This window comes from Sphaerisporangium siamense, from assembly GCF_014205275.1.
In the GTDB taxonomy this organism is placed as follows: Bacteria; Actinomycetota; Actinomycetes; order Streptosporangiales; family Streptosporangiaceae; genus Sphaerisporangium; species Sphaerisporangium siamense.
In genome coordinates this window covers 2,336,971-2,361,563 of the sequence record NZ_JACHND010000001.1, presented here as the reverse complement: position 1 = coordinate 2,361,563, position 24,593 = coordinate 2,336,971, and the positions used below count along the sequence as shown (strand labels likewise).

Annotated in this window: 27 protein-coding genes and 1 tRNA gene; 11 read left to right on the top strand and 17 right to left on the bottom strand. The window is 66.3% G+C overall.

Annotated elements, in window-relative coordinates; all coding sequences use genetic code 11:
• Positions 1 to 14: 14 nt before the first annotated feature.
• A complete protein-coding gene (galU, locus tag BJ982_RS11055; protein WP_184611692.1) occupies positions 15 to 920 on the bottom strand; it encodes a UTP--glucose-1-phosphate uridylyltransferase GalU in 906 nt (301 codons plus the stop codon).
• Positions 921 to 944: 24 nt separating this feature from the next.
• Here galU and BJ982_RS11050 point away from each other — a divergent pair, with 24 nt between their 5' ends.
• Positions 945 to 1,514: a 5-formyltetrahydrofolate cyclo-ligase gene (locus BJ982_RS11050; protein WP_239123785.1), complete on the top strand. Its 570-nt coding sequence runs from the start codon at positions 945 to 947 to the stop codon at positions 1,512 to 1,514.
• A 19-nt stretch (positions 1,515 to 1,533) separates the two neighbouring features.
• Here BJ982_RS11050 and BJ982_RS11045 read toward each other — a convergent pair whose 3' ends face one another.
• The gene (locus tag BJ982_RS11045) at positions 1,534 to 2,619 is read right to left on the bottom strand and encodes an LCP family protein (RefSeq protein WP_184879137.1); all 1,086 of its coding nucleotides are present in this window, start codon (positions 2,617 to 2,619) and stop codon (positions 1,534 to 1,536) included.
• 129 nt (positions 2,620 to 2,748) lie between these two features.
• On the opposite strand from BJ982_RS11045, the gene BJ982_RS11040 reads away from it, so the two are divergent.
• The 4 genes from BJ982_RS11040 (at position 2,749) to BJ982_RS11025 (ending at position 6,712) form a co-directional block, all read left to right on the top strand.
• Entirely contained in the window at positions 2,749 to 4,251 is a 1,503-nt protein-coding gene (locus BJ982_RS11040) for a potassium/proton antiporter (protein WP_203959501.1), read from the top strand.
• Positions 4,252 to 4,540: 289 nt separating this feature from the next.
• A complete protein-coding gene (locus tag BJ982_RS11035) occupies positions 4,541 to 4,900 on the top strand; it encodes an FmdB family zinc ribbon protein (RefSeq protein WP_184879133.1) in 360 nt (119 codons plus the stop codon).
• Between the two features lie 155 nt (positions 4,901 to 5,055).
• Positions 5,056 to 5,862 carry an S-methyl-5'-thioadenosine phosphorylase gene (locus BJ982_RS11030; protein ID WP_184879131.1) on the top strand — a complete coding sequence of 269 codons (807 nt, stop codon included), beginning with the start codon at positions 5,056 to 5,058 and terminating at the stop codon, positions 5,860 to 5,862.
• A 241-nt stretch (positions 5,863 to 6,103) separates the two neighbouring features.
• Positions 6,104 to 6,712: an RcpC/CpaB family pilus assembly protein gene (locus tag BJ982_RS11025; protein ID WP_239123787.1), complete on the top strand. Its 609-nt coding sequence runs from the start codon at positions 6,104 to 6,106 to the stop codon at positions 6,710 to 6,712.
• Between the two features lie 202 nt (positions 6,713 to 6,914).
• Here the strand turns inward: BJ982_RS11025 and BJ982_RS11020 are convergent, their stop codons facing one another.
• Entirely contained in the window at positions 6,915 to 8,003 is a 1,089-nt protein-coding gene (locus BJ982_RS11020; RefSeq protein WP_239123792.1) for a D-alanyl-D-alanine carboxypeptidase family protein, read from the bottom strand.
• A 1,095-nt stretch (positions 8,004 to 9,098) separates the two neighbouring features.
• On the opposite strand from BJ982_RS11020, the gene BJ982_RS11015 reads away from it, so the two are divergent.
• Positions 9,099 to 9,171 (top strand) — tRNA-Arg (locus tag BJ982_RS11015).
• 1,696 nt (positions 9,172 to 10,867) lie between these two features.
• Here BJ982_RS11015 and BJ982_RS11010 read toward each other — a convergent pair.
• From BJ982_RS11010 to BJ982_RS10975, 8 genes are all read right to left on the bottom strand, one after another.
• Positions 10,868 to 12,235 carry a tyrosine-type recombinase/integrase gene (locus BJ982_RS11010; RefSeq protein ID WP_184879124.1) on the bottom strand — a complete coding sequence of 456 codons (1,368 nt, stop codon included), beginning with the start codon at positions 12,233 to 12,235 and terminating at the stop codon, positions 10,868 to 10,870.
• Positions 12,232 to 12,423, bottom strand: coding sequence for a helix-turn-helix transcriptional regulator (locus tag BJ982_RS11005; RefSeq protein ID WP_184879121.1), 192 nt, complete (start codon positions 12,421 to 12,423; stop codon positions 12,232 to 12,234). Before BJ982_RS11005 ends, BJ982_RS11010 begins: the two co-directional genes overlap by 4 nt.
• Positions 12,420 to 13,796, bottom strand: a complete 1,377-nt coding sequence (locus tag BJ982_RS11000; protein WP_239123794.1) for a replication initiator — start codon at positions 13,794 to 13,796, stop codon at positions 12,420 to 12,422. The genes BJ982_RS11005 and BJ982_RS11000 overlap by 4 nt, the downstream gene beginning before the upstream one ends.
• A gap of 95 nt (positions 13,797 to 13,891) precedes the next feature.
• Entirely contained in the window at positions 13,892 to 14,029 is a 138-nt protein-coding gene (locus tag BJ982_RS10995; protein ID WP_184879117.1) for a hypothetical protein, read from the bottom strand.
• Positions 14,022 to 14,360 carry a hypothetical protein gene (locus BJ982_RS10990; RefSeq protein ID WP_184879114.1) on the bottom strand — a complete coding sequence of 113 codons (339 nt, stop codon included), beginning with the start codon at positions 14,358 to 14,360 and terminating at the stop codon, positions 14,022 to 14,024. The genes BJ982_RS10995 and BJ982_RS10990 overlap by 8 nt, the downstream gene beginning before the upstream one ends.
• Before the next feature lie 24 nt (positions 14,361 to 14,384).
• The gene (locus tag BJ982_RS10985; RefSeq protein WP_184879111.1) at positions 14,385 to 15,077 is read right to left on the bottom strand and encodes a DUF2637 domain-containing protein; all 693 of its coding nucleotides are present in this window, start codon (positions 15,075 to 15,077) and stop codon (positions 14,385 to 14,387) included.
• A 44-nt stretch (positions 15,078 to 15,121) separates the two neighbouring features.
• Positions 15,122 to 16,483 carry an FtsK/SpoIIIE domain-containing protein gene (locus BJ982_RS10980; protein ID WP_184879108.1) on the bottom strand — a complete coding sequence of 454 codons (1,362 nt, stop codon included), beginning with the start codon at positions 16,481 to 16,483 and terminating at the stop codon, positions 15,122 to 15,124.
• Positions 16,476 to 16,805 (bottom strand): SCO3933 family regulatory protein, encoded by a 330-nt coding sequence (locus BJ982_RS10975; RefSeq protein ID WP_184879105.1) that lies wholly within the window; start codon positions 16,803 to 16,805, stop codon positions 16,476 to 16,478. Before BJ982_RS10975 ends, BJ982_RS10980 begins: the two co-directional genes overlap by 8 nt.
• A gap of 105 nt (positions 16,806 to 16,910) precedes the next feature.
• Here BJ982_RS10975 and BJ982_RS10970 point away from each other — a divergent pair, with 105 nt between their 5' ends.
• On the top strand, positions 16,911 to 17,288 hold the full coding sequence (locus BJ982_RS10970; RefSeq protein ID WP_184879102.1) for a GntR family transcriptional regulator: 378 nt from the start codon (positions 16,911 to 16,913) through the stop codon (positions 17,286 to 17,288).
• Positions 17,289 to 17,486: 198 nt separating this feature from the next.
• Here BJ982_RS10970 and BJ982_RS10965 read toward each other — a convergent pair whose 3' ends face one another.
• Complete coding sequence (locus BJ982_RS10965) at positions 17,487 to 17,765, bottom strand: hypothetical protein (protein ID WP_184879099.1); 279 nt, start codon at positions 17,763 to 17,765, stop codon at positions 17,487 to 17,489.
• Between the two features lie 150 nt (positions 17,766 to 17,915).
• On the opposite strand from BJ982_RS10965, the gene BJ982_RS10960 reads away from it, so the two are divergent.
• Both BJ982_RS10960 and BJ982_RS10955 read left to right on the top strand, forming a co-directional pair.
• Positions 17,916 to 18,656 (top strand): XRE family transcriptional regulator, encoded by a 741-nt coding sequence (locus tag BJ982_RS10960; RefSeq protein ID WP_184879096.1) that lies wholly within the window; start codon positions 17,916 to 17,918, stop codon positions 18,654 to 18,656.
• Between the two features lie 3 nt (positions 18,657 to 18,659).
• On the top strand, positions 18,660 to 19,136 hold the full coding sequence (locus BJ982_RS10955; RefSeq protein WP_184879094.1) for an NUDIX hydrolase: 477 nt from the start codon (positions 18,660 to 18,662) through the stop codon (positions 19,134 to 19,136).
• Here BJ982_RS10955 and BJ982_RS10950 read toward each other — a convergent pair.
• The 5 genes from BJ982_RS10950 to BJ982_RS10930 form a co-directional block, all read right to left on the bottom strand.
• Positions 19,020 to 19,682, bottom strand: a complete 663-nt coding sequence (locus tag BJ982_RS10950) for an HD domain-containing protein (protein WP_184888670.1) — start codon at positions 19,680 to 19,682, stop codon at positions 19,020 to 19,022. The two genes, BJ982_RS10955 and BJ982_RS10950, sit on opposite strands and share 117 nt — an antisense overlap.
• A 74-nt stretch (positions 19,683 to 19,756) precedes the next feature.
• Complete coding sequence (locus BJ982_RS10945; protein ID WP_239123796.1) at positions 19,757 to 20,272, bottom strand: GntR family transcriptional regulator; 516 nt, start codon at positions 20,270 to 20,272, stop codon at positions 19,757 to 19,759.
• Entirely contained in the window at positions 20,269 to 20,613 is a 345-nt protein-coding gene (locus tag BJ982_RS10940) for a hypothetical protein (protein WP_184879089.1), read from the bottom strand. The genes BJ982_RS10945 and BJ982_RS10940 overlap by 4 nt, the downstream gene beginning before the upstream one ends.
• A gap of 223 nt (positions 20,614 to 20,836) precedes the next feature.
• Positions 20,837 to 21,736: an IS5 family transposase gene (locus BJ982_RS10935; protein WP_311772216.1), complete on the bottom strand. Its 900-nt coding sequence runs from the start codon at positions 21,734 to 21,736 to the stop codon at positions 20,837 to 20,839.
• A gap of 335 nt (positions 21,737 to 22,071) precedes the next feature.
• A complete protein-coding gene (locus BJ982_RS10930) occupies positions 22,072 to 22,272 on the bottom strand; it encodes a hypothetical protein (protein ID WP_184879086.1) in 201 nt (66 codons plus the stop codon).
• On the opposite strand from BJ982_RS10930, the gene BJ982_RS10925 reads away from it, so the two are divergent.
• Entirely contained in the window at positions 22,255 to 22,539 is a 285-nt protein-coding gene (locus BJ982_RS10925; RefSeq protein WP_184879083.1) for a hypothetical protein, read from the top strand. The genes BJ982_RS10930 and BJ982_RS10925 overlap by 18 nt on opposite strands.
• A 420-nt stretch (positions 22,540 to 22,959) precedes the next feature.
• Positions 22,960 to 24,411, top strand: coding sequence for a hypothetical protein (locus BJ982_RS10920; protein ID WP_184879079.1), 1,452 nt, complete (start codon positions 22,960 to 22,962; stop codon positions 24,409 to 24,411).
• The last annotated feature ends 182 nt before the right edge of the window (positions 24,412 to 24,593 follow it).

The window sequence follows — 24,593 nt, the reverse complement described above, 5'->3', positions numbered from 1 at the left end:
CCATGATCTGATCATCACCCGGAATGCCGGTCGAGGAACTCGCGAAGCCAGGGGATGAAGTCGGGGGCGAGATCGGGACGCTCGGCGGCGAACTGGACGACCGTGCGCAGGTAGTCGAGCTTGTTGCCGGTGTCGTAGCGGCGGCCGCGGAACAGCACGCCGTGGACGGGGCCGCCGTCCTCGTTGGTGCGCCCGGCCAGTTCGAGCAGGGCGTCGGTGAGCTGGATCTCGCCGCCGCGTCCCGGCGGGGTGTTCTCCAGGACCTCGAAGACGGCGGGGTCGATGACGTAACGGCCGATGACCGCCCAGTTGGACGGCGCCTCGTCCGCGGGGGGCTTCTCGACGAGGCCCGTCACGCGGACCACGTCGTCCTCGGAGGTGGGCTGGATCTCGGCGCAGCCGTACAGCGAGACCTGCTCCCTGGGGACCTCCATGAGGGCGACCACGCTGCCGCCGTAGGTGTCGCGCACTTCGATCATGCGCTTGAGCAGGTGGTCACGGTGGTCGATCATGTCGTCGCCCAGCAGGCAGGCGAACGGGTGGTTGCCGACGTGCTGCTTGGCGCACAGGACGGCGTGGCCCAGGCCCTTGGGCTCCCCCTGGCGTACGTAGTGGAAGGTGGCGATCTCGACGGGTTCGAGAACCTGGGACAGACGCTCGGAGTCGCCCTTGGCCGCCAGCACCTCCTCCAGCTCGTAGGCGCGGTCGAAGTGGTCCTCTATGGAGCGCTTGTTCCGGCCTGTCACCATGAGGAGGTCGAGGAGTCCGACGGACACCGCCTCTTCGACGACATACTGGATGGCCGGCTTGTCGACGATCGGCAGCATCTCTTTCGGGGTCGCCTTGGTCGCCGGAAGGAAGCGGGTCCCGAGGCCGGCGGCGGGAATGACGACTTTCGTCACTGGATCGTAGTCAGCCATGGATGCACCTTAATGGAGGGCCGAGTGGACAAAGCGGAGCTGCGCCGGAGGATCGTGGCCGCTCGCACAAGGCTCGCCGATCCGCGCGGCTCGGCGACCGCGATCAGGGAAACGCTACTCGACCGGCCCTGGGTGCAAATGGCCGGGCTCGTCGCGTGTTATTGGTCGATGGGCACGGAACCGTCGACGCACGGCCTGATTTTCGCGCTCTGGAAGCACGGCGCCACCGTCATCCTTCCCGTCCTGCGGCCGGACGACGACCTCGACTGGGCCGTCTACGACGGTCCGGGGTCGGTGGAGCCGGGCCCGCGCGGCATGATGGAGCCGGTGGACACGCGGCGCGGCGTGGACGCCATCCGTACGGCGGCCCTGGTCATCGTGCCCGCGCTGGCCGTCGACCCGTCCAATGGCGTCAGGCTCGGGCGCGGGGGCGGCTCCTACGACCGCGCGCTCGCCCGGGTCGGGCCGAACGTGCCGACGATCGCGCTGCTGCACGACGGCGAGCTGATCGAGGGAATTCCCGCGGAACCCCACGACATGGCGGTTTCGATGGCGGCGCTTCCGTCGGGCATCGTCACGCTCGGACGGATGTGATTTTCGTCACGGTTTTTCGTCACGAGACGATTTGAAGATCCTCGAGACCGCCATTGTCGTCGAAGTATTCCTGCAGCTTGTCGTCGCGGACCGCGGTGAAGAATCGCGCGCCGGTCTTCCTGTCGACACGGACGACGCTCGCGCCCTTGATCGTGGCGGTGCCGGCGGTGGGGATCGTCGTGGAATCGACCGTGTCGGGGCGGATATCGCGCAGCTCAAGGGCCAGGTCGCGCAGGGTGCCGAGCGAGACGCCCGAGTCCACGCTGACCGCGCGGGTGAGCGCCTCCAGGAAGGCGTTGAGCTTCAGCGGGTCGGTCAGCAGGTCCCTGCTGATGATCTTGTGACCCATCGCGCGGACGAACGCCTGCTGCCGCTTGATGCGGTCGAAGTCGCCGCCGGGCAGGTTGTACCTCTGCCGGACGAACAGCAGGGCCTTCTCGCCCTCCAGGTGCACCATGCCCTGCGGCCAGGTGACCTTGTTCATCGGGTCGTACACCTTGCGCGACACGTAGACGTCGACGCCGCCGATCACCTCGGTCATCGCGACGAAGCCTCGGAAGTCCAGCGCGGCGAAGTGGTCGATGCGGATCTTGGTGAGGTCCTCGACCGTCCTGATCAGCAGCTTCGGCCCGCCGAAGGCGTACGCGGCGTTGATCTTGTTGTTTCCGCGCCCGGGGATGCGGACATAAGAGTCGCGGGGGATGCCGATGAGGGTGAGCCGATCACGGGCGGCCGGGACGTGGACGATCATGATCGTGTCGGCCCGCTGGGAGCCCGCCTCGCCCGGCCGTTTGTCCGACCCGATGAGCAGCCAGTTCTGCGCCTCGCCCACGGTCTTCGCGGGCCGCCCCGCCTCTTCGGGGAACGCTCCAGTGATGCGCTCGATGTTGCCGTTCAGGGTGATCTGACGCTCCATCACCAGCGCGAAGCCGGCCGCCAGCACCACGGCGAGGACGAGCGCGACGACGATCAGGACACGGCGCCATAACCGCCGCTTCTTCGGAGGCGCCTCACGGACGTCGTCGCCGTCACCGGCGGAGTCGTCCTTCCTCAGACCGTCAAGAACCGCCGGGCTCTTCAGGTACGGGGAAGACTCGTCCGTCACTACCGTTCACCCATAAATCCGTTGATCTCTCATCCGTGTCGCGTGTGACGGTAGCTCAAAGTAGTTCATCGTGGTAGAGGACCATACCAATACGCCACAATGGACGGAAAAGTACGACGGGGAGGGCCGGTGAATCTGAATATCTGGCTACTCCTCGCGTCCGTCGTGGTGATCGCCGCCATCGCCTCCGTACGGATCGCCCACCGCACGGGCCTGCCCACCCTGCTCATCTACCTGGGCATCGGCCTGCTGCTCGGCGAGGCCGGGCTGGGCGTCCAGTTCGAGAACGCGGGCCTGGCCCAGCAGATCGGCCTCGCCGCGCTCGCCGTGATCCTCGCCGAAGGCGGCCTGACCACCCAATGGACGCACGTACGCCAGGGCGTGCCGACCGCGCTCGCCCTCGCCACCATCGGCGTCGGCGTCAGCATCATCGTGCTCGCGGGGTCCGTGCACTGGCTGCTCGGCATGGACTGGCGCATGGCGCTGCTGCTCGGCGCGATCCTCGCCTCCACCGACGCGGCGGCGGTGTTCTCCGTCCTGCGCCGTCTGCCGCTGCCACGGCGGCTCGCGGGCATCCTGGAGGCCGAGTCCGGCTTCAACGACGCGCCCACGGTCATCGTCGTCGTCATGCTCAGCCGGCTCGGCACGCCCCTGCCCGACCTGGCCCACGTCATGGGCGAGGCCGCCCTCGAACTCGGCGTCGGCGCCGCGGTCGGCCTCGCCGTCGGACCGCTCGGCGGCTACGCGCTGCGTCGCGTCGCGCTGCCGTCCTCGGGCCTGTACCCGATCGCCGTGCTCGCCCTCGCGTTCGTCGCCTACAGCGGCGCGGCGCTGCTGCACGGCAGCGGGTTCCTCTCCGTCTACCTGGCCACGCTCGTCCTCGGCAACACGCGCCTGCCGCATCGGCCCGCCACCCGCGGCTTCGCCGAAGGAGCCGCCTGGCTCGCCCAGATCGGGCTGTTCGTCATGCTCGGCATCCTGGCCAGCCCCTCCGAGCTGCCCACGACCATCGTCCCCGGCCTGATCGCCGGGCTCGCGCTGCTGCTGCTCGCCCGGCCCGCGTCCGTCGTGGCCTCCGCCCTGATCGTCCGCGTCGCGGGCGTCGACTCGCTGTCCTGGCGGGACCAGCTCTTCCTGTCCTGGGCGGGTCTGCGCGGTGCCGTGCCGATCGTCCTGGCCACCATCCCCTGGGCCGCGGGGATCATCGGGGCGAAGGGCCTGTTCAACGAGGTCTTCGTCATCGTGATCGTCTTCACGATGGTGCAGGGGCCCACGTTGCCGTACCTGGCGCGCGTCCTCGGCATCGGCGCGCCCGGCGAGGCCCGCGACCTCGGCGTCGAGGCCGCGCCCCTGGAAGAGCTCGACGCCGACCTGCTCCAGGTCACGATCCCTCCCGGCTCGGGACTGCACGGAGTGGAGATCTTCGAGCTCCGCCTGCCGTCCGACGCCGCCGTCACCATGGTCGTTCGGGAGGGACGGTCGTTCGTCCCCGAGCTCTCGACCCGGCTCCGGGCGGAGGACCAGCTCCTGGTCGTCACGACCGCGGCCTGCCGGCAGACGGTCGAGCGGCGCCTGCGGGCGGTCAGCCGGCGTGGCAAGCTGGCCGGATGGTACGGCGAGCGCGGCGACTGAGGGCTTCCCCTTGGGAGGCCCTTATGACGTCGCCGCGGGACCCCAGCACCTCAGCCCGCGCGGCCACAGATCCCTCTGCCCGTGATCTTCCCCACTGCCACTCGCGTCCTCCCCCGCCTCTGCGGCATACCAGGACAAGGCATCCTCATAGAGGCCTGTGACCTCGGCGGGGAGATCTTGTGGAGGGGATTAGAACCCGGCTGGGTGGCGTTTAGCCTAATCGGCTGCGTACCATTAGCAGTCGCATCGGTAGAGTGCCAATCTGCGTGAGCCATATGAGGAGGACCGCGTGCCCACCTACCAGTACGCCTGTACCGCTTGCGGTGAAGGTCTCGAAGTGACTCAGCGCTTCACCGACGATCCGCTGACGACGTGCCCGAGCTGCTCCGGCAAGCTGCGCAAGGTCTTCTCCGCCGTGGGCATCGTGTTCAAGGGGTCGGGCTTCTACCGTACCGACAACCGTTCGTCCGGCTCCTCCGCCTCCACGACCTCGCCGTCGGCCAAGTCCGAGTCCAACGGCTCCTCGGGGTCCGGTTCCTCCGACTCGGGGTCTTCCAAGTCCGGCTCGGAGTCGGGCTCGGGCAAGAAGGAACCCGCCGCCGCGAGCTCGTCCACTTCCTCCAGCTCCTCTGGCTCCTCCACCTCCTGACGCCGTCGCGGGTTGTACGGCCGCCTCTGACGCCGTACAACCCTCTTCCGCTCCTGGCCCCGCGGAATCAGGCTCGTACGAGCGGCTGAGGCGGTTTTCCACAGGCCGCGATTTCGCCGCCGACGGGCCCGGCGTGGCGCGCTAGTGTCGTCGCCATGGTCACCAGAGCGGACATCGGAGTCATCGGCGGCTCAGGCTTCTACTCCCTCCTCGACGACGCCGAAGAGGTCGAGGTCACCACGCCGTACGGCCCGCCGAGCGATCCCGTCACCGTCGGGCGCATCGGCTCGCGAACCGTCGCGTTCGTGCCCCGTCACGGCCGCGACCACCGCCACCCTCCCCACCGCATTCCCTACCGGGCCAACCTGTGGGCGCTGCGCTCGCTGGGCGTCCGGCAGGTGCTGGCGCCGAGCGCCGTGGGGTCGCTGCGGGTCGAGTACGGCCCGGGCACGCTCGTCATCCCCGACCAGCTCGTCGACCGCACCTCCGGCCGCGTCCACACCTACTACGACGAGGGGGGCGCGGTCCACGTCCCCTTCGCCGACCCCTACTGCCCGGTGGGCCGCGCCCTGGCCCACACCACCGCGAGCGCCGAGGGGTGGGAGGCCGTGGACGGCGGCACCCTCGTCGTCATCGAGGGCCCGCGCTTCTCCTCCCGCGCCGAGTCCCGCTGGTTCAGCTCCAACGGCTGGTCCATCATCGGCATGACCGGCTACCCCGAGGCCGCCCTCGCCCGCGAACTCGCCCTCTGCTACACCACGCTGGCCCTCGTCACCGACCACGACGCCGGCGTCGAGGCCGGCGAAGGCGTCACCCAGGAAGAGGTCTTCGCCTTCTTCGCCGCCAACAGCGAACGCATGCGCACGCTCGTCGCCACGGTCGCCGAATCCCTCCCCCTGGACCGCGCCTGCCCCTGCCCCACCGCCCTGAACGGCATCAAACTCCCCTTCGCTCTCCCCTGACCCCAGCCCGCCCGTCATCACCGCGGCCGACGGCACCGTACGGCGCGGTGATGACCCCCGCGGCCGCGTGACAACGCCCCTCTGTGGTCCGCGCTACCCGCCGACCGTTCCCGAGTCCCTCGGCCATCCAGCGAACGGCCGACGTCGCCCATCAGGAGCGATCACCATGCGCACCGCACCATCTTCTGGAGCACCATCTCGTGGCGCACTGTCTCGTGGGGCGCTGTCTCGTGCCGCTCGAATGGTCAACCGACGGCGGCGGCTCCTGGCCGCCGTGCTGGCGGCGATGGCCATGACCTGCCTCGGTCTCGCCATCCGTCCCGCCGCCACCGCCGAGGTCCTCGCCGCGGCCCGCGACCTCCCTGGAGGTGCGCTCTCCCCCGCGGACGTCACCGTGATCAGGCTTCCCGAGGGCACCGTGCCCGACGGAGCCCTCCCCCCTGCGGCCCCGGTCGACGGCCGCGTCCTGACCTCGCCCGCCCGCCGCGGCGAGCCGCTGACGGACGTACGCCTGCTCGGCCCATCCCTCGTCGACGCCTACGGCCCGGGCCTCCTCGCCGCGCCCGTGCGCATCACGGACGCCTCGTCGGCACACCTTCTGCGCTCCGGCGACGTCATCGACGTCATCGCCGCCGCCCCCAAGTGGGACGACGCGGTCGCACCCCCGACGGCGACGGTGGCCCAGGCGGTGACCGTCATCGCCCCGCCCGCCGCGACCCGCACCACCGACGCCATGGGCGACACCGGCGCCCTGGTCGTCCTCGCCGCCACCCCCGACCAGGCCACCCGCCTCGCCCAAGCCGCCACCGGCTCACGCCTGTCCATCGCGATCCACGGCCACCGGCGATAGCCGCCATCCCAGGAACGTCACTCACCGTAACGCGGCGACCACGTCCGAATCCTATGACGATCCGTAACCTCAAGCCGCGAAGAGCAAGCCGCCCTGGGAGACATCCCGCCACTCACCCCGAACGCGCGCGGTCCGGGAAAGCGTTCGACGCGACCTTCGGCGCACACACTTATCCACAGCATGTGGATAAGATCGGCTTCCGCTACAGCGCAGACCCTAGCTTGGGGTCATACTCCCAGTGCCAGGGCTCAAAGGGACTGCTATACGCCCAAGCGGGGTGAATCCACCCGAACTGCTTGCCGTTCGCCTCAAGCCAGTTGAACTGCGCCGAACGGAACGACTCCACCCCGCCACACAGGTCCACGGCCAGCCCCAGCCCGTGGTTGCTCCGCCCCGGCACGGCGGCGAACCCAGGCCGGCGGTAGTAGACCGCCTGCTGCGCCCCCAGGCTGCGATAACTGTCCGTCACACATATCGACCTGCCGAAGCGCCGCTTGTACGCCTCGTTGAGCGCCACGAACGCGATCGCCGCGTCCGCGCGCAACTCGCGCCCCGGCTGCTGGAGTGGGCACAGCACGCTCTTGGGCAGCAGGCCGTTCGGATACTGCGCGGCCGAGCTCACCCGCGTGGGGTCGCACGCGGCACCGGACCGACCCCCCTGGTTGACGCGTACGCCGAGCTTCACCAGCGCCTGCGACAAGGACTTGACAGTCGCGGCCGAACGCTTCCGCAAGGTATCGATCTCCACGCTGAGCTGCGCCTCGACCAGTAGCTTGGTCGCCCGGAGATCCTGCGCCTCGGCCGCCAGCCGCTGCTGCTGCTGGTAGAGCCGCCCGGCGTCGGCCAGCACCTCGTCCCGTCCGGACACCAGGTACGTCATGTCACTGAGGGCGCGCAGCTGGTCGACGTCCTCCTCACCGGAGAGGAACGGAGACATGTCCCCGCCCGACGGGGACTGGTAGAGCGACTGGACGAGGTCGGCGAGCGGCTTGCGCACCCGCGACAACTGCGCGGTGGCCGTGCGGAGCTGCTCCAGCTTGGCCTTCAGCTCGGTGTCGGCCTTCGCCAGCGTCGCCTGCCGCTGCTCCAGCGCCTTCGTCGCCTCCGCCAGCGCCTGCGACGACTTCTCGGCCTCCCGCCGCAGCTCCGTCAGATTCCCCGGCCCCGGCTCCCGGTCGACCTCCTCCAGCGTGACGAGCTTCGCCTGCGCCGTCCCCGACGACGCGAGCACGAGCACGGAAGCCAACGCCATGAAGACCGCGACCAGGCTCGCCGATCGAGGAGATGGCACGTCGGACCCCTCCAGTTGCGAACTTGTGACCTCAGCCCGGCACGCACGTTACTACAGCCAGCCAAGTCCCCGAACCCAAGCCACAAGACCCGTTATGCACGGATCATGGCATTTATACCGCCCCCACCCCCCAAACTTGACGCACTCTCACGAATCCCCCACCCACCCCAGCAAAGCCCACCATCGCCCTACCAGCGCCCCAAGTTGCCCACACCAACGCCACACAACGCGCTCACCTCGACCGCAGGCAACGGCAGCCACGTCCTTCCCGCCACCGGGCGACCACGCCCTCTGAGCGACGACTGCCGCGACGTTCCCCAGGACAGCCGCCAGGCCTCCTCGCAAGGCCCAGCCGTCACCGCAGACGCCACTACCGTCAGCAGTGACAGCGCCGATAAGGGCACCAGTGATGGAGCCGACGATGGGACCGGCGGACGATGGGACCGGCGACAGAACCAGTGACAGGATCAGTGACGGAGCCGATGCCGGCATTGGCAGAGCACCAGGCGATACCGCCACCATCGGTGGCGATGCTGCTTCGGGCGGTGCTACAGGCTCCGATCCGGTTCTTCAGAGTGCTGGCCTTGACCACCTTGCCGCTTATGACGACGCCAACGCCGACCGCACCCGCTCCCCTCACCGCCCGAGCAACTGCTCCTCTTACCGCCCGAGCCAACTGCTCCTCTTACCCACTAAGCGCCGCAACCATAAGCCCCACCGCGATCACCACAGGCACGACCAGAGCCCCTATCAACACCCCAAGCCGAACCTTCCGCCCCCGCAAGCCCCCCGACCGCAACTCACAACCCACCTCATAACCACAGGCACCTGATCGCCCAGCAAGTCCCCCACCCCCTACGTCCACGCAGAGGCCATCCACCCCAAGATCACCGCTACAGCTACCCCTCGTACGCCCAGCACCACCCACACACCCCCCAGTCACGCTCCGCGACCATAGTCACCCACCGCAACCGCCAACTCCCCCATGTCCCCCCTTTACCGCAGCTCAGCCCACCCATGGCCTCCTCCACCAAGACCCAAGCCCCACCACGTCACACAACCCCCCCACCTTTCGGTACGCTTACACCAGATCCCGCCTCCGTAGCTCAGGGGATAGAGCACCGCTCTCCTAAAGCGGGTGCCGCAGGTTCGAATCCTGCCGGGGGCACTCATCCGACCAGCCATCACGCCCATCATCAGGGCTTTCTTTCCTTGACAGTAGATGATCAAGGGCAGCCGTGCGCCATCGTATGCAGCCGTAGGCCGATGATCGCGATACATGCACGATACGATCTTGAGGCTGTTGCGCAGCCCAGCGCGTGCTTCAGCCCAGCGCGTCCGTCGAGGACGAAGACAGCACCAGAAAGCGTCACCTTCCTTGTAGGCACAAGCCTCGGCCTGTACTGCTTAAGCCGCACCCCCGCACGAGCCATCTAGTCTGCCTGCCCACAGCGGTGAAGACCCTCGATGTCCAGGAGACTCCCGCGCGCGGCAAGGTGCACTCGCGCCGCCTCCTTTCGCCCGATCAAGAGATTCATCCGATCAATCTCTCCCCTGGCAGCCGGCACGGCGAGCCCTCGGCGAGGGCTGCACATCCGTAGGCCCACACCGGCCGCGCCATACGGCACGACGACCCATCTTCGGACAATCGCGTACGTGTACACGATTGTCCAATGTAGGCGGATTCCACACTCCGATAGCCAGCCAGTAGGAAATGTCCGCTTTCTGAAGAAATCCGCCTCTCGTTGGATAACAAGCGACCCAGGGGACGGCCTGACTCACGAAGACTGGCCTATCTGCGAGGCCAGCGGCCCACCACTAAGAGGAAGGCCGATACGCCTCCACACCGCCGCAACCAACCTAGCCGATCTTGATATCTTGAGCCTCTCCGCTCGGCCCGAAAAAGTTTTCCCCGACGCCACCGCGCGTTTCCGCAGCTAGGGGGAGAAAGGCGTGACAGCAGCCGAATTCGCTCGCCCAACATGGCACCATGTGGCCAGAAGAAGGGGCTACGATAAACATCGGCTAAGGAAAGGTGAAGGGCCCGGACTCCTGCAGAGACTCCAGGCCCTTCACTGGAACCAGCAACCAGGGATGATCTGGCACCGAGATCCTAAACCAGCTACTTCAGTGTATCTCATCCGAGTGGAAGTCATTAGCTCGAACGACAGTAAATTTCCCAAAGCCTGGTTCCCCTTAGCTCCTAAGTCGAATACCAAAGGAGCAAAATGGAGAACCAACCCGAAGAAGGAAATCCTCCAGCTAAGCAACCCAGGAAGAAGCGGCCAAAGAAGAACCGATCCATTAGAGACTTGATTGGCAAAGTCTTATCCGGAAACGTTAAGCGCATTGGATTGTTAGCCGCTAGCATCCTGACGGTGATTATCCTCGTTCGTTCCGGTGTCGAGATTACACTTATCCTTCGATAGAGCAGTCTCTTAGATCGACATCCGAAGTAGAAAGCAGTAGCTAAAGGTGTCCGTCACATAGGTGGCGGACACCTTTAGCTACTGGAAGACTCAGGCATCAACCGCAGTAGTGTGGGGACAAAGCCTCATCTTGCCCCAGAGGACGAAGCTCGGCCGACAACGAAGATCGACTGCACCCGCCACGAGGGCGCCGGCGCTGAGTCGCTCGTAGAGGTACGCCTGTGCTGCTATGGCTAATCACTACCAGCGCCCGCTGTTCGGCCGCCTAGCGCCATCTCAGCAAGTCCGATTCCTCCCACTTTGCCACAAATGAAGGATATGTCGGCTTTAACAAGGAGCTACAGGGCACAAGGAGCACTACCTACGCACATATGCAGGGAGAGCAAACATCCGATGTTTGCTTCCTTGGGAGGGTAAACCACTGACCAGCATGCCTCATCCGCTGAGCGCGTCCATGATCTTGTTGTTGGCGTGGGTCTGCTGTCCCTCAATGCACTTGACGTACACCTTCAGCAGCACTTCAACGCTGTGACCAGCTCGCGCGGCAACCTCAGTTGCGGGCACGCCGGCGTTGAGCCACAGCGAGACGGCGGCATGGCGCAGATCGTACGGCCGAGCCGCCAAGGGCGATGCCATCTGCTCCGGCGTGAACGCCAGCCGCCTTGCCTGCTGCCAGACGCCCGAGTACGCGGAGGAGGAGAACGGCTTCCCCTTGGAGGTGCGGAACAGTCTGCCGTCCTCGGCGACGCCGTACAGCTCGATGTGCGCCCGGAGGATGACGACCAGGACGTGCGGGATGGGAATCTCGCGGGTATCGTCCTTGGCCCGGTGCTTCAGGCCCCGGAAATCGTGGGTCTCGCCCGAATTGGTCCATCTCTTGTTGGCCTGTGGACGCGCCTTCTCCACGATGAGCAGCCCCCAACCCTCTTCCGGAAGGTGGCAGTTCTGGCGCCGCAGGCCCGCTGCTTCCTCGGGACGAAGAGCGGCGTAGTACATGCAGGCGAACATGCCATGCAGGCGCTTGCCACGGGTCCGGCCGATCGTCTGTACGGCCGCCAGCAGGGCGCTGGCCTGTTCGGGGTTGACGACGGTGCGCGGGTCAACGGTGCCGGTGGCCTTTGGCGGTGCCCACTTGATCGCGTGCAACGGGTTGGCCGCGAGCTGTTTCTGCTCTACGGCGAGTTCAAGAAGGTGGTGAAGGACTTCCCGCTTGCGACGCACCGTGTTGGCAGCAGCGTCCTTGCCGGCGAAGGTCACCGAGATGGCATCGAGCGCGGTCCGGGCGACGCGCGGATCATGCAGGTCGACCAGGGGCAATGACGCCTTCTCCAGCCAGTTCAGCACCGGCAGGAGGTGGCGTGGCACCTCAGAGCGCCGATCGAGGGGCAGCAAGACATGTTCCCGCAGGACCGCGCGCAGGTCCGCGTCTCTCGGCCTGTCTGGTACCTCGGCCACCAGCGCCGGGATCAGCGACAACAGGCCATAGACATCTGTTTCGCGGGTCCGGGCCGCTGAACCACGCCACCGGCTCACCACGAAGGACTGTGCGAACTGCAGAAGCGTCGGCCCAGAGGGCGGCTCAGGGGCGAGCATCGACACCGGCAATCCGGTGGTGATGTCGAAGGCTTCCCCCGCCTTGGCCGCCTGCCGGAGGTCCGACATAAAGTTCTCGGCCAAGCCCTTGGTCCGGAAGCTCTTGGACTTGGTCTTGCGCGCTACGGTCCAGCGCACGACGAAGGACACCGTTTTCCGGTCCGCCTTGCGCTGAATCTCCCAGAACTTCACGTCATAGCTGGTGTTCACGAAGCTCTCCGCAGCGAGTCGAGCCAGGCCATCAGGTCGCTCCGCCAAACGCGGAGTTCGTCGTTCGGGAGCTGGAGGCAGACCGGGGCACGGCCCAGTTCGCGCCAGCGATAGAAGGTCCGGCGGGAGACCCCGCCGAGTTCGTCGAGCACCTCGGGCAGCGTTAGCAGCTCATCCCTGCGCGTCATCGGGCGCCATCCAGGCCGAGCCCGGGGTCACCGACCAGCGCAGCGGCAAGGAGTTGTTCCCCAGGAGTCAGGCCGTGACCGGCGTAGGCCCAGCGGGCGACGGTGACCGGCTCGTCCTCAGGGAGGATGGGAAGCCGACCGGTGGTGATCTCGCGCTGTCGGGCGTAGTCGATGCGGATGGTGCGAAGTCGGCCAAGGGTGAGGGAGTAGCGGCGGCTGCGAGTGGAAAAGTGGCCGCGGTAGCCGAGCATGTGGGCCCAGTGGGTGAGGCGGAGTTCGGCCAGGCGGGGCAGGGCGCCGAGGCGGAAGCATTCGGCGATCAGTCGGCAGGGATGGTCTCGTAGGCCGAGGGCGTCGAGGTTCTCCAGGGGGCGGATGGGGCGGTCGAGGGTGCCGACGCATTCGGCGGCTTGGGTGGCGTACTTGGCGATGTAAGCGGCGACGCTCTGTTCAGACAGGCCGCCAGCGGTGATGGGGCGGATGTTGAGCTGTCGGCCCCAGCGGAGGATTCGTACGGGCTCGTCTTGAGTGGTGGAGATGCGGACGGAGACGGCCGGGGCGGCGCCTTGTACGGCCGTGGGCAGAAGGTCGGTGGTGGCCCAGGCCGGAGGCGGGGAGGTTGGCCCGTTGGGGCCGTCGAGGCGGATCACGGCGTGCAGGTGGACGACGCCGCGGCGCTGGTATTCGGCGACCTTGGCGAAGGAGAGGACCAGGTGCCCGGGGAGTTCGCGCAGGCTGAGTCCGCCGGCTGTGGCGAGTCGGCGGCGTAGGGCGTCGGCGAAGCGTGCCCACAGCAGGGAGGCGGAGGCGTTGAACAGCACCGAGCCGGTGTAGTCGTAGCAGTCCGGGCACAGCGGTTCGCCGAGTTGCGGGTCGTCGGCGGTGTGGCGGGCGGTGCAGGAGATGACGCGGCCGTGTGGGCATGGGCTGGCGTCGCGCCGAGGATGGCAGAGCGAGACTTTGCCGCCCTGCTCTCGTCTGGTGTGCACCGGGCCGAAGGAGGGTGCGGTCAGGGTGACGAATAGGCACGGGTGTTCGCTGACGGAGGCCGGGACGCCTTTGCCGCCGGTCAGGCCGGCGCGGATGAGTTGGTAGGTGTCGGCGCGGTAGGTCTTGGCGCAGGCGGGGCAGCGGCTCGCCCGCCGGGTCTTGCAGGGCAGGCGCAGGACGCCGCCGGGTTCGGTGTGGGTGGTGTAGGTGTGCAGGCGCCGGCCGGTGGCGGGGTCGATGTGCAGGACGGTGCCGCGCATGTTGATGGGTTGGCGGCACCCGCCGGTGCGGCGGATCTGTGCGGCCCACCGGTCGTAGCTGGGATCGTCGAGACGAGCGACCATGGCGGCGATCGCGTGCGGGTTGATGGTGGATGCGGGCAAGATGGTGTCCTCCTTTCGCTCGTTTCGGGTGGAGGGATGGCCCCCGACCTGGCGTGTGTCTTGGCGGATGTGCGGCCAGGCCGGGGGCGCCGGGGCTATGCCCCGTGGTTGTCGATGCCGACGCCGGAGCAGTCGCCACAGGTGGCGCCGTGGGTGTCGAGTCCGGTGCCGTTGCAGGTGCAGCAGCGGTAGCGGATGACGATCACCTCGTCCGCGGGGTCGGTCTCACTCATGCGGACTGTCGGGTGTTACGCAGCCGGCGTAGCTCATTTCGGCTGTGAAGCGGGCGCGAGCACTGGCCAGGATGGCGGCGGCGCGGTACTCGACCGGGCCGAATCGGAGCGAGGTGCGGTAGTGGCCGCCCGGCAGCCCGTCGGGGTCGATCTCGCTGCCCAGATAGGCGGCGATCTTGTCGATCTCCTCGCACATTTGGGAGTCCGTGGCCCGCTCGGGCAGGTAGTAGGCGGTGATGTCCTGACACGGGGTGGGGATATCAGGGTTGGTGTCGAGGAAGTCGGCCAGGTCGCGAAGGCCGGAGATGCAGGCGATCCGGTCGTTGGTCATCCAGGTTCTCCTTTCGTCGAGTGATCAGATGGGGTCGGATGCGGTTCGCAGGTGGCGTAGCAGGTCGGAGGCGAGCTGGTTGGACACGCCGAGTCGGGCGCGCAGGGCGTCGCGGCTGATCGGTTTGTGGTGCTGGGTGTGGTAGTCGGTGGCGACTTTGCGGGCGTAGTCGAGCAGTTCCGGGGATGGTCCTGACGCCTCGTCCTGGCCGTCCTTGTCGTCCTGGTTACCGGGGACGAGCGCCGGGGCGGTTGAGGACGGCGGGACGGGTTCCGGTGAGGCCGGGGACGGGGTGACCGTCACCGAGGACGGGTCCGGGGACGGCGTGGGACGGGGTGCGGAGAAGCGGCGTTCGAGCATCGACACGGCGACGAGGAACGCGCCGGCGGGGGTGGCGGCGACGATCCAGCCCCAGGCCGTTGGTTGGGCTTGGTCCAGGTTGGCGGCCAGGGACAGCACGACGCCGCCGGTCAGGACCAGAGTCGGCCAGGACGCCCAACCGGTCCGGGGATGTCCGGTCTTCTTGTCGCGTTGGCGTTCGCGCGCCGCCATGACGCAGGTCAAATCGATGCATATCGCGATGGCCCAGGCCATCCAGCCGTGTTGTCCGTGGGCGGTGGCGGTGTCGCGGATGTGGGTGAACGATCCGGCGCCGGCGATGGCGGCCAGGATGATGACCGGTCCGGAGTCGGCCAGCCAGGCGGCGAAGCGTCGCATCGTTTCCCCTTTCTGATCAGCGGCAGCGGTGACGAGTAAGCCGGTCAGGCGTCGAGCAGGACGGGGATATCGGTCTCGGTCACCTCCCCGCGGTGCGCGCCAGTGGTGAGATCGGCCCAGGACGGAGTCAGGTGGGCATAGATACGGGCGGCGTGTTCGGCGATGTGCTCAGCGACGTAGAACGAGCGCGCCCGGTACCACTGGCCGTCTTGCGAGGCGACGATGGCCACCCCCGGCGTCTCGGCGGGGATCGCGCGAGCGGATAGCAGCGCGGCGGGGTCGAGGTCGCCGAGGGTCATGGTCGCGGTTTCGGGGTCGTTGACCCGGTGGCAGATGCGCCCGGAGCACTGAGCGCGCAGCGCGGTGACACCCGGGCCGAGGTCGGAGCCAATGCGCTGCCCGCACAGGAACAGGTAGATACCGAACGCGCGGCCGAGCTGAGCGATGCGCAGCAGAGCCGTGGAGGTACGGGCGACCTCGTCTTTCTCGGACTTGCCGGCCATCAGGTACAACTCGGCGAGTTCGTCGACCAGGACCACGACCGGCACCGGCCGCAGCCCCGCCGGGAGCTGCCAGATGTTGCGAGCACCATGCGCACGGCACAGGCCCATCCGATCGAGCATCATCGCGACCAGGTCATCCAGCAGCGCCAGCGACTCGGCCCGATCGGTGGCCAGCGCTGAGAGCCGCGGCCCATACGAAGCGAACTCGACACCGCCTTTGAGGTCGAAGCCGACCAGGGCGACCGGTTGCGGCGCCAGCCCGACGATCAGCACGTTGGCCAGGTTCGACTTGCCGGATTGAGTGGCGCCCGCGTTGAGCCAGTGCGGAACAGTACGGAAGTCGATGACCCACGGCCCGCCGGTCTCCAGTTTGCCGACGATGACCGTCAGCAGCTCACCGGAGGCCGGCAAGGTGTCCAGCCGGACCAGCGGGTCGCGGATCGTCACGGCCAGCACGACCCGCCCCGGCCGAGGGGAGGACACCCGGACCGCGTGAACGCCCCAGGAGTGCGCCAGCCGTTCGGCGGCATCGGCGTAGTCGCCCGGGACCTGGCCCTCTAACAGGCGGACGGTGACGCGCCAGCCGTACCGGGTCGGCAGGGGAAGCCACATCCATGGCTTGACGTCGACGGCGACCCGCTGCACGCGACGGCGGACCTTGACGAGCCCGGTGGAGACGACGGCGCGCGGAACGACGGTGAACCACCAGCGGTGTTGCTTCTTGGTCAGCCCGCAGCCCAGGGCGACCTTGCGCCAGGTGACTCGCACACCGATCGCGGTGAGCGTGTAGCCGATGGTCAGCCAGTACGACCGGTAGTGCCAGTGCCGCCAGGTCCAGGCCGCAGTGAGCAGGGCGGCCAGGTAGGCCAGTATCCCGAGTAGCAGGTGCAGCAGGTCAGGCATGGGCGCCCGCCCCCGCCGGGGTGAAGGCGGCGGCGCGGTAGGAGATGCCCCACCGCTGGCCGATCTCCCAGACGTAGCCGACCAGGCCGACCGGTATCACCTCATTCCCAGGAGAGATCGGGGAGTCGCCAGACACGCCGACCTTGACCAGCTCGATCCGGCCGGTCTCGTCCTCGACCAGCAGGACGACCTCGTGGACGATCTGGCCGTCCTTGTCCTTCTTGATCTCGCCGGTGTCGGAGTTGACCAGGCGGGGCCGGGGCGCCTTCACGCAGGTGAAGCTCAGCTTGTTGATGTCGACGGGGATCGGGATGTTGCGCATGAGCGAACCTCCTTATCTGTCTTAGCCAACATAGTTAACCTAGTTGGCTCGGTTGTCAATGACATCGTGGTTGGCTTGGTCGGGCGAGTGTGCTGAACTTGGGGAATGGTCAAGAAGACCGGCCGTCCCGGGTACCTTCAGATCGCCGACGAACTGCGCGAGCAGATCCGCCGCGGGACGCTGGCGCCGGGCGATCTGTTGCCCTCCACGAACCGGCTCTCCGAGCAGTTCGACGCGTCACTGTCGGTGGTGAAGATGGCCGTCGGCATCCTGCGAAACGAAGGACTGGTCATCGGCCAGCAGGGCAAGGGCGTGTACGTCCGCGAGATCGGCACCACGGCCGGCGACTCCCCTGCCGCGACCGCCGATGAGGTGGCGGAGATCCGCGCGAGCATCAAGGAGCTCACTGAGCGGCTCGAACGCGTGGAGTCACAACTGTCGCCCCCGCAGTCTGGCAAGCCCCGCCGGTCGCCGCGAGGCTGACATCCGCATCCCCTCGTCCGGGGCGGTTGTCGCGGACGTGAACACCGATGACCCGCCGGGCGAACGCCGCCGAGCTGGTCTCCGGGGTGACCGGTAGGCGCATCCGCCGGTCCTCCTGGCGGACGCCGACCAGCACGATGACGAAGGCGAAGATCCCGGCTACGCCGAGCGCGATCACGGCCAGGGGGAGCAGCGTGGTCATGACCAGATCACCCCAGCGCTCTGCGCGGCCAGCGCCAGTCCGGTGATGGTTATCGCCAGGACGATGGCCGCCGCAGCGCCCGGACCGTTGGAGCCGGGGCGACGGGGACGTCCGGCCGGGCGGGTGCTGCCGCCTCTGCCCTTGCGCCATCTGGCCTGACGGCGGTGCCAGCGCAACACGGCCGCGCATTTACGGCAGGCGTCGGCTCCCTTGGGCATCCGGGCGCCGCACGCGCACGGCGGGGTCTCATCCAGCGGGGGGATCTCGTCGGTCATCTGCGGTTCTCCTCTCATCTCACGGTCGGTTTCGCGGTGCGAGACGAGAATGCGACGCAACGTAGGGACGAGATCAGTACACGACTGGACGTGTGCAAGACGTCCCGACTAGGGTTTTGGCGTCCTTGGACGTCCTTGCGAGCAGGTGATATGGGCAACGAGAGGTTGCGCGCAGCGCTGCTGGAACGCGGCGTATCGATCGGCGACCTGGCCGTTGCCACCTCCGTGGACCCCAAGACCGTCGAGCGGTGGATCACCCAGGCACGCCGCCCTTACCGCAAACACCGCTACGTCATCGCCACCTTCTTGCAGGTGGACGAGGCATACCTGTGGCCGGATGCCCTCACCCCTGAGCAGGTCACCGCGGCCGGCGAGAGCGAGATCGTTCACATCTACCCGCACCGCTGGGCCGTCCCCCGGGACATCTGGGGACGGCTGTTCGCCGAAGCCCAGCGGGAGATCGGCATCCTGGTCTACAGCGGCATGTTCCTTGCCGACGACCCCGGCATGGTCAAACTTCTCGGCGACAAGGCCGACAGCGGAGTCCGGGTTCGCATCCTGCTCGGCGACCCGCACTCACCGCAGGTAGCTCAGCGGGGCGCGGACGAGGGCATCGGCGGGGCGATGGCCGCCAAGACCCGCAACGCCCTGGTCCTCTACCGACCCATCCGCGACATCGCAGGCGTGGAGATCCGGCTACACGGCACCATCTTGTACAACTCGATCTACCGCGCCGATGATCAGGTCCTGGTCAACCCGCATGTGTACGGCCAGCCCGCCGCCAACGCCCCCGTCCTGCACCTGAAGAAGGTGATCGGCGGCGACATGGTGGCCACCTACGCGGCCAGCTTCGAACGGGTATGGGAGCAGGCCACCCCGGTAGAGTCTTAGATCATGGCCCGCCGCATCGACTTCTACGACGACCCGCAGGCACCCGCGGCCAACAGCCTCGTTCCCTCGGTCAACGTCGTGGTCACCAACCAGGCCAGCGAGATCCTGATGATCCGCCGCTCCGACAACGACAACTGGGCCGTCCCCGGCGGAGCCATCGATCTGGGCGAGTCCATCCCCCAGGCCGCCGTACGCGAGACCCGCGAAGAGACCGGCATCGAGTGTGAGATCACCGGGATTGTTGGCACCTACAGCGACCCCAAGCACGTGATCCTCTACACCAGCAACGGCGAGGTCCGGCAAGAGTTCTCCATCGTTCTGACCGCCCGCGCCGTCAGCGGCGAGCCAACACCCAGCGACGAGTCACGCGAAGTGCGCTGGATAAGCCGGGACCAGGTTGAACAGCTTCGGATGGATCGCTCGATGCGACTGCGCATGGGGCACTACCTCAGCGGTGTCGGCGGGCCGTACATCGGCTAGCGCCAGCCGTCCCTCTATGGCGCGCACGGCCGACATGATGCACGGGGTGGCCTTGATGATGGTGGCGGTGACCAGGTCGTCCGGGCCGTAGCGCTGCCGGATCTCGGCCAGCCGGTCCACCGCCTCAACCGGCACGCCATCCGGGCTGGTGGTCATGTCGCAGTAGGTCAGCGCCTCCACCAAGTCCGGCCGCTGCTTTGGGAACTCACTGCGCAGGATGTCCAGCAGGCCGCGGCCGTCGGCCTCGATCTCCGCGCATGTATGGTGCGCGACCAGCTTGCACAGCAGCTCATCAGCCCCATGGACATCCCGCAGGTAGCGCCCGCCGTCAATAGGATGAAACCCGGTGTCCACCAGGTCCGGGGCATACCCGATGTCATGCAGGTACGCCGACATGATCAGCAGTTCAGCATCCTTGCCCAGGATCGGGGCGAGCTGCTCAGCCCGCCGGCCGACCCCGAACGAATGCTCCCACCGACGCGGGAGCGCGTCTTGCAGTGTCTTTCGTGCCAGCTCACGGGCCCAGGCGATGCTTTTGTCCCTCATGGTGTTCACGATCGCAGGCCCCTTCCGTCCCGATCCAGGGATCTGTCTTAGACGTCTTGAGACGTCCAAGACGTCTATGGACGTGCTTCCCCGTCAGGACGGACGAACCGGCCCTTCCCGTGGACCGCCACGATCAGCCCATCGCTCTCCAGGACCTGAAGCGCCTGACGTACCGTCGTCCGGGAGGCCGCATAGTGCAGGCGCAGATCTCGCTCACTGGTCACCTTGCCTGCCGGCGGCAACCGCCCGGACTCGATCTGCTCGCGCAGTTCAGCCGCGATCGCCTGATACAGGTACTCCCGATCCAGGTGGCGAACCTCTTCACGCAACACCAGATGCCCCTTGGAGCGGACTGATGCCACCAAGTTCTCCTCCACCAGGACGCGCAGCGCCCGCCGGACCGTATTCCGAGCCACGCGAAACTCCTGGCTCAACGACGCTTCCGATGGAAGGTAGCTGCCTGCCGGATACAGCCCCGTGGTGATCCGGTCCCGTAGCCGGTCGGCGAGCTGCAAGTAGACCCGCCACCCGGTCAGCCAGTTGCGCAGAGTGCTGCCTTCGGCCGATCCGCCGTCTTCTGAGTCGCTCACGACTGGTAGGCGTCCAGGATCTTCTGAAGGTCCGGCCCGAGATGCCCCTGTTCCTCCGCAGGCCATCCGGCCTGCGCCGCTGCCGCGATGACCTCCGCCGCGCCGTCGAGGTCGTGGCACGAGGTGCGCTCGTCGTTGAGTGACCCCCAGAAGAACCACATGAAGGCCAGATGTGCGTACACCCGGCGTGCACGGAGATGGCCGTCGAACACCTCCAGACAGGGCCGGTCGTTCTGGTCGGACAGGTGATGGACCTCCACGCCCAAGTGGACCAGGCGGTCACGTAGCCCCAGGAGCAGCCGGTCCATGTACGGCCGCTCTTTCTCGTTGAACTTGCCCATTGGCACCCTTCCGCTCCCGCGCGCCGCCCCATCGCGATCACGCTGCGTGCCAACGAGCCTGCTCCCCGGCCTGGAACTTCTACACCACAGTCAGGGACGTCTAGGGACGTCTTATGCTAGCTTCGCGATGCCGGTGCATCCGCCAAGGAGGAACCGCATGAACGACAACCTCCGCCACGCACTCACCCAAGCCCGCATGCGAACCGTCGACATCGCCACCCACCTAGGGCGTGTTTCGAAGACAGGTGAGCCAGTCGTTGATGGCGGCGATGTGGGCGGTGGCCTCGTAGCGGACGGCGAGTTTGTCGTACCTGGTTGCGATGGCACGGTTGCGTTTGAGCAGGTTGATGCCGCATTCCACGGCGTGGCGGGCGCGGTAGAGCGCCGGGTCGAACTGTGGAGGACGGCCGCCGCGGCTGCCGCGCCGCAGCCGGGCGGCGATCCGGTCGGCAGGCTCAGGGATGACGCACCCGATCCGGCGCCGGCGCAAGTGAGCACGGATCGCCCGCGATGAGTACGCCTTGTCGGCCAGCACCACATCGGGCCGGGTACGAGGCCGCCCCGGTCCCGGCCGGGACACGCCGATCCCGGCCATGACCGCGTCGAACTGCGGTGCATCCCCGCGTTGCCCGGCCGTCACCACCAGCGACAGCAACCTTCGGCCCCGCTCACACGCCAGGTGCAGCTTGGTCGACAACCCGCCCCGCGAGCGCCCCAGAGCGTGATCGGCCGGCTCGGTCCGCACCCCGCCAGGCGGTTCGGCCTGCAACGTCGCATCCTTGCGAGCACCGGCCGCGTGCTGGTGCGCACGCACGATCGTGGAGTCCACCCCGACCTGCCAGCCGATCAGCTGTGCGGCATCGGCCATCGCCTGCAGGCCGGTCACGATGCCGTACCAGGCGCCGGAACGCTGCCAGCGGCGAAACAACCCGTACACCGCCTGCCAGGAGCCGTAACACTCCGGCACATCCCGCCAGGGCGCTCCCACCCGTGCCCGCCAGCGGATCCCATCGATGAGCTGCCGCTTGCTCCACTTCGACGGCCGTCCTGATCTCCTTGGCGCGGGCAGCAGCGGCTCCAGGCGTGCCCATTGCGCATCGGTCAGGTCAAACCGCCTCGTCACCGCTAAGGTGGCCACGAGGTCTCCGGTGTGAAGGTTCTTCTTGGTCGATCAACCTTCTATCGGAGACCTCACTGCATGTCCGGACATGACACGCCGTCACACAGCGGACTTCGAAACAGGCCCTAGCCGTCGACCCCAAAACCGTCGACCGCTGGCTCAAAGGCCGCATCCCCCACCCCCGCCACCGCTGGGCCGTCGCCGACCTCCTCCACGTCGACGAAGCCGACCTCTGGCCCGACGCCGCCAAACCACACCGCCCCATCGGCCGCGACATCAAAGCCGTCTACCCCCACCGCTGGACCGTCCCCCAAGCCCTCTGGCGCCAACTCTTCGCCTCAGCCCACCACCACATCGACATCCTCGTCTACAGCGGCCTCTTCCTCGCCGAGAACACCGGCATCCTCCAACTCATCACCGAACGAGCCCAAGCCGGCGCCCAGGTCCGCATCATGCTCGGCAACCCGGAAAGCCCCCACGTCGCCGCCCGCGGAACAGACGAAGGCATCGGCCCCGACCTCATGACCGCCCGCATCCACAACGCCATCAAACTCTACGAGCCGCTCCAGGACGTCGAGGGCGTAGAGATCCGCCTACACCGCACCGTCCTCTACAACTCCATCTACCGAGCAGACGACAACCTCCTCGTCAACCTCCACGCCTACGCCACCCCCGCCGCCCAAGCCCCCGTCATGCACATCCACGCCGGTGACGACACCAGCACCGCAACGACCTACCTCACTAGCTTGGACAACACCTGGACCAGCGCCATCCCACTCGCGCAGGCCAGCGACGCGGGCACCTGATCAAGATCAGAAAGTAACCTATCTGTACGTCTATCAAGGGCGGCCCGCTCCGCGGCCCGCCGGGCGCGCTGGTCGGTCTGCGTGCCCGGCTGCGGCTCTTCGGCCGGTCCGGGCACGCACCGCCCCGCGCGCCGAGAGGCCGGCAGGAGTCACCAGTAAAGCCGTGCCCATCCACACTTCGGTACGTGGTCAGACTGGTCGACTGCTGCGCGGCTTACAGTGCTTTGGCTGGCAGCCCTACGCTCGGGTTCACTTGCCATCCAATCACTGGGCCGGATCTACGTAGACGCCACTTCTAGTCAGTTTTCGACACAAAATGGACGACTACTGGTCGGCAATGACATGTTGCACAATAATAGGCACGATGAGTACCTAGATCAGTAAAGGTCGGACAGCCTAACCGTGCGCTCTGGAGCTTCGTTGGACACCCCCATAAACGAACGCCTGCAAGTCGAAAGATATCTTCGCTCCCAGTCTGGAGAAGACTTTCGAGTTCTACACGTTGAAAAGATTGCCCAGGAGTACGTGCTGGGGCGTGAGTATGACGTGTGGGATGCGCACACTAACGAAGGCCGCTGGTGGGTCGTTACGAATCCCATGAACCTGTACAACCAGGAAACAATTAAAAGTATGGATGTTGCCCTTTCCTTTCATATTGGGTTAACGAGTAGAGTTATGTCCAAAGCTGCGACACCTCACGCGGGAGAGCAGCATGATTGGGCGCTTGATTCTATGCGTAGGCTTACAGTTGCACATGAACGTTTAGAAAACGCAAAAGAAAGAGAAGATTTTCAAGCCGTTGGAATGCGCCTCAGGGAAGCGCTGGTCAGCGTCGCCAATGGCATCGCCTCCCTTTTAGATACCGTCAACGCAACAGATCGGCCTAAAGCGAGCGATTTCAAGGGATGGGCAGAACTCGCTGCAAGTAACTTTGCAGCGGGAGCATCTGCAGAGCATTTGCGCGCGTTGCTGAAAGCGTCTTCTGAGAAGACGTGGGGCTACGTTAACTGGCTAACTCATGCCCGGAATGCGACACCACTAGACGGGCAGATTGCTTACACAGCCACATCTGACCTCATGGAAATCATGCTTATGACGGTGGCGAGATGGCGTATCGGGAGCCCGCCAAGATGTTCGGCGTGCGGCTCATATCAACTGGATGTGGAGGTTAGCGGGGAAGAAGAAACCATATTTAGATCCTGTTCAGTATGTCACCAGACCGACATGTTACCCATCCAAGAGGAGCATCAAAGTCCATCCAACGAGGAAGGGAGGCGACCCAAGCCGGAGGGTGACTGCATTGTCCTTGACGATTTTGAAGTCTATCTTTCCCCTAATCAGGCACGCGCCACACTAAAGGAGACGCAAGAGCGGATCCAGGAAGATGAGATTCGATGGGCAAACCCGTTCACGTTCGACATCACCGACGAACGCATTGCAGATGCGCATCGATGCGCATTCTACTTTGGCGAACGGGATATTCGCCTAGGTGCTGAGCTTGTATATCAGTGCCTACAGGATGGATGCATTAATCCTGACCACGTTCTGCAACCCAAGCTTCCTGATCCAACCGACTGGCGCGTGGGCGTAGTAGTTGAGGTAATATACAGTCCCAATGCGATCTATCTAGAAGTAGGCTTAGACGATGCAAAAACTGTACACATTGAGATTCCTCGTGAAGTGTTAGAGATTTTTGGAATCGCGGATGTCAGCGTACTACTTGAACGCCTAATCATATTCTCGCCCACGACTGAAGGTGGCCAGGTTGATGCGATCCTTTCATGCTATAGATATGACTATAGTAAGCCCTCGATAATCACCGGCCGCACGGTTGCTCCATTTGACGACCAGCCGAATTCTGGAGATGGTTAAATCTGGATACTCGGATGATATTGTTTGATTTCACCGTATTTCTGTTTCAGGCCTAACAGCCCTACCAATTTGATTCGCGGGCATCGAAACTAGACGATGCGGGTCTTTGGATAGGAAGAGTGAGGAGTAAGGCAACCCAGGGTTACCCATGTGGCCGGCGGGCGTAGAGGGCTGCGCACCTC

Bases quoted from the DNA above. Each gene is read 5' to 3' on its own strand.
- BJ982_RS10970 (WP_184879102.1), top strand. From the start codon at position 16,911: ATGGTCAAGAAGACCGGCCGTCCCGGGTACCTTCAGATCGCCGACGAA.
- BJ982_RS10980 (WP_184879108.1), bottom strand. From the start codon at position 16,483: ATGCCTGACCTGCTGCACCTGCTACTCGGGATACTGGCCTACCTGGCC.
- BJ982_RS10940 (WP_184879089.1), bottom strand. From the start codon at position 20,613: ATGGGCAAGTTCAACGAGAAAGAGCGGCCGTACATGGACCGGCTGCTC.
- galU (WP_184611692.1), bottom strand. From the start codon at position 920: ATGGCTGACTACGATCCAGTGACGAAAGTCGTCATTCCCGCCGCCGGC.
- BJ982_RS10975 (WP_184879105.1), bottom strand. From the start codon at position 16,805: ATGCGCAACATCCCGATCCCCGTCGACATCAACAAGCTGAGCTTCACC.
- BJ982_RS11030 (WP_184879131.1), top strand. From the start codon at position 5,056: ATGGTCACCAGAGCGGACATCGGAGTCATCGGCGGCTCAGGCTTCTAC.
- BJ982_RS10955 (WP_184879094.1), top strand. From the start codon at position 18,660: ATGGCCCGCCGCATCGACTTCTACGACGACCCGCAGGCACCCGCGGCC.
- BJ982_RS10995 (WP_184879117.1), bottom strand. From the start codon at position 14,029: ATGAGTGAGACCGACCCCGCGGACGAGGTGATCGTCATCCGCTACCGC.
- BJ982_RS10990 (WP_184879114.1), bottom strand. From the start codon at position 14,360: ATGACCAACGACCGGATCGCCTGCATCTCCGGCCTTCGCGACCTGGCC.
- BJ982_RS11005 (WP_184879121.1), bottom strand. From the start codon at position 12,423: ATGACGCGCAGGGATGAGCTGCTAACGCTGCCCGAGGTGCTCGACGAA.
- BJ982_RS10925 (WP_184879083.1), top strand. From the start codon at position 22,255: ATGACCGCCCGCATCCACAACGCCATCAAACTCTACGAGCCGCTCCAG.
- BJ982_RS10965 (WP_184879099.1), bottom strand. From the start codon at position 17,765: ATGACCGACGAGATCCCCCCGCTGGATGAGACCCCGCCGTGCGCGTGC.
- BJ982_RS10950 (WP_184888670.1), bottom strand. From the start codon at position 19,682: ATGAGGGACAAAAGCATCGCCTGGGCCCGTGAGCTGGCACGAAAGACA.
- BJ982_RS10985 (WP_184879111.1), bottom strand. From the start codon at position 15,077: ATGCGACGCTTCGCCGCCTGGCTGGCCGACTCCGGACCGGTCATCATC.
- BJ982_RS10960 (WP_184879096.1), top strand. From the start codon at position 17,916: ATGGGCAACGAGAGGTTGCGCGCAGCGCTGCTGGAACGCGGCGTATCG.
- BJ982_RS11025 (WP_239123787.1), top strand. From the start codon at position 6,104: ATGGTCAACCGACGGCGGCGGCTCCTGGCCGCCGTGCTGGCGGCGATG.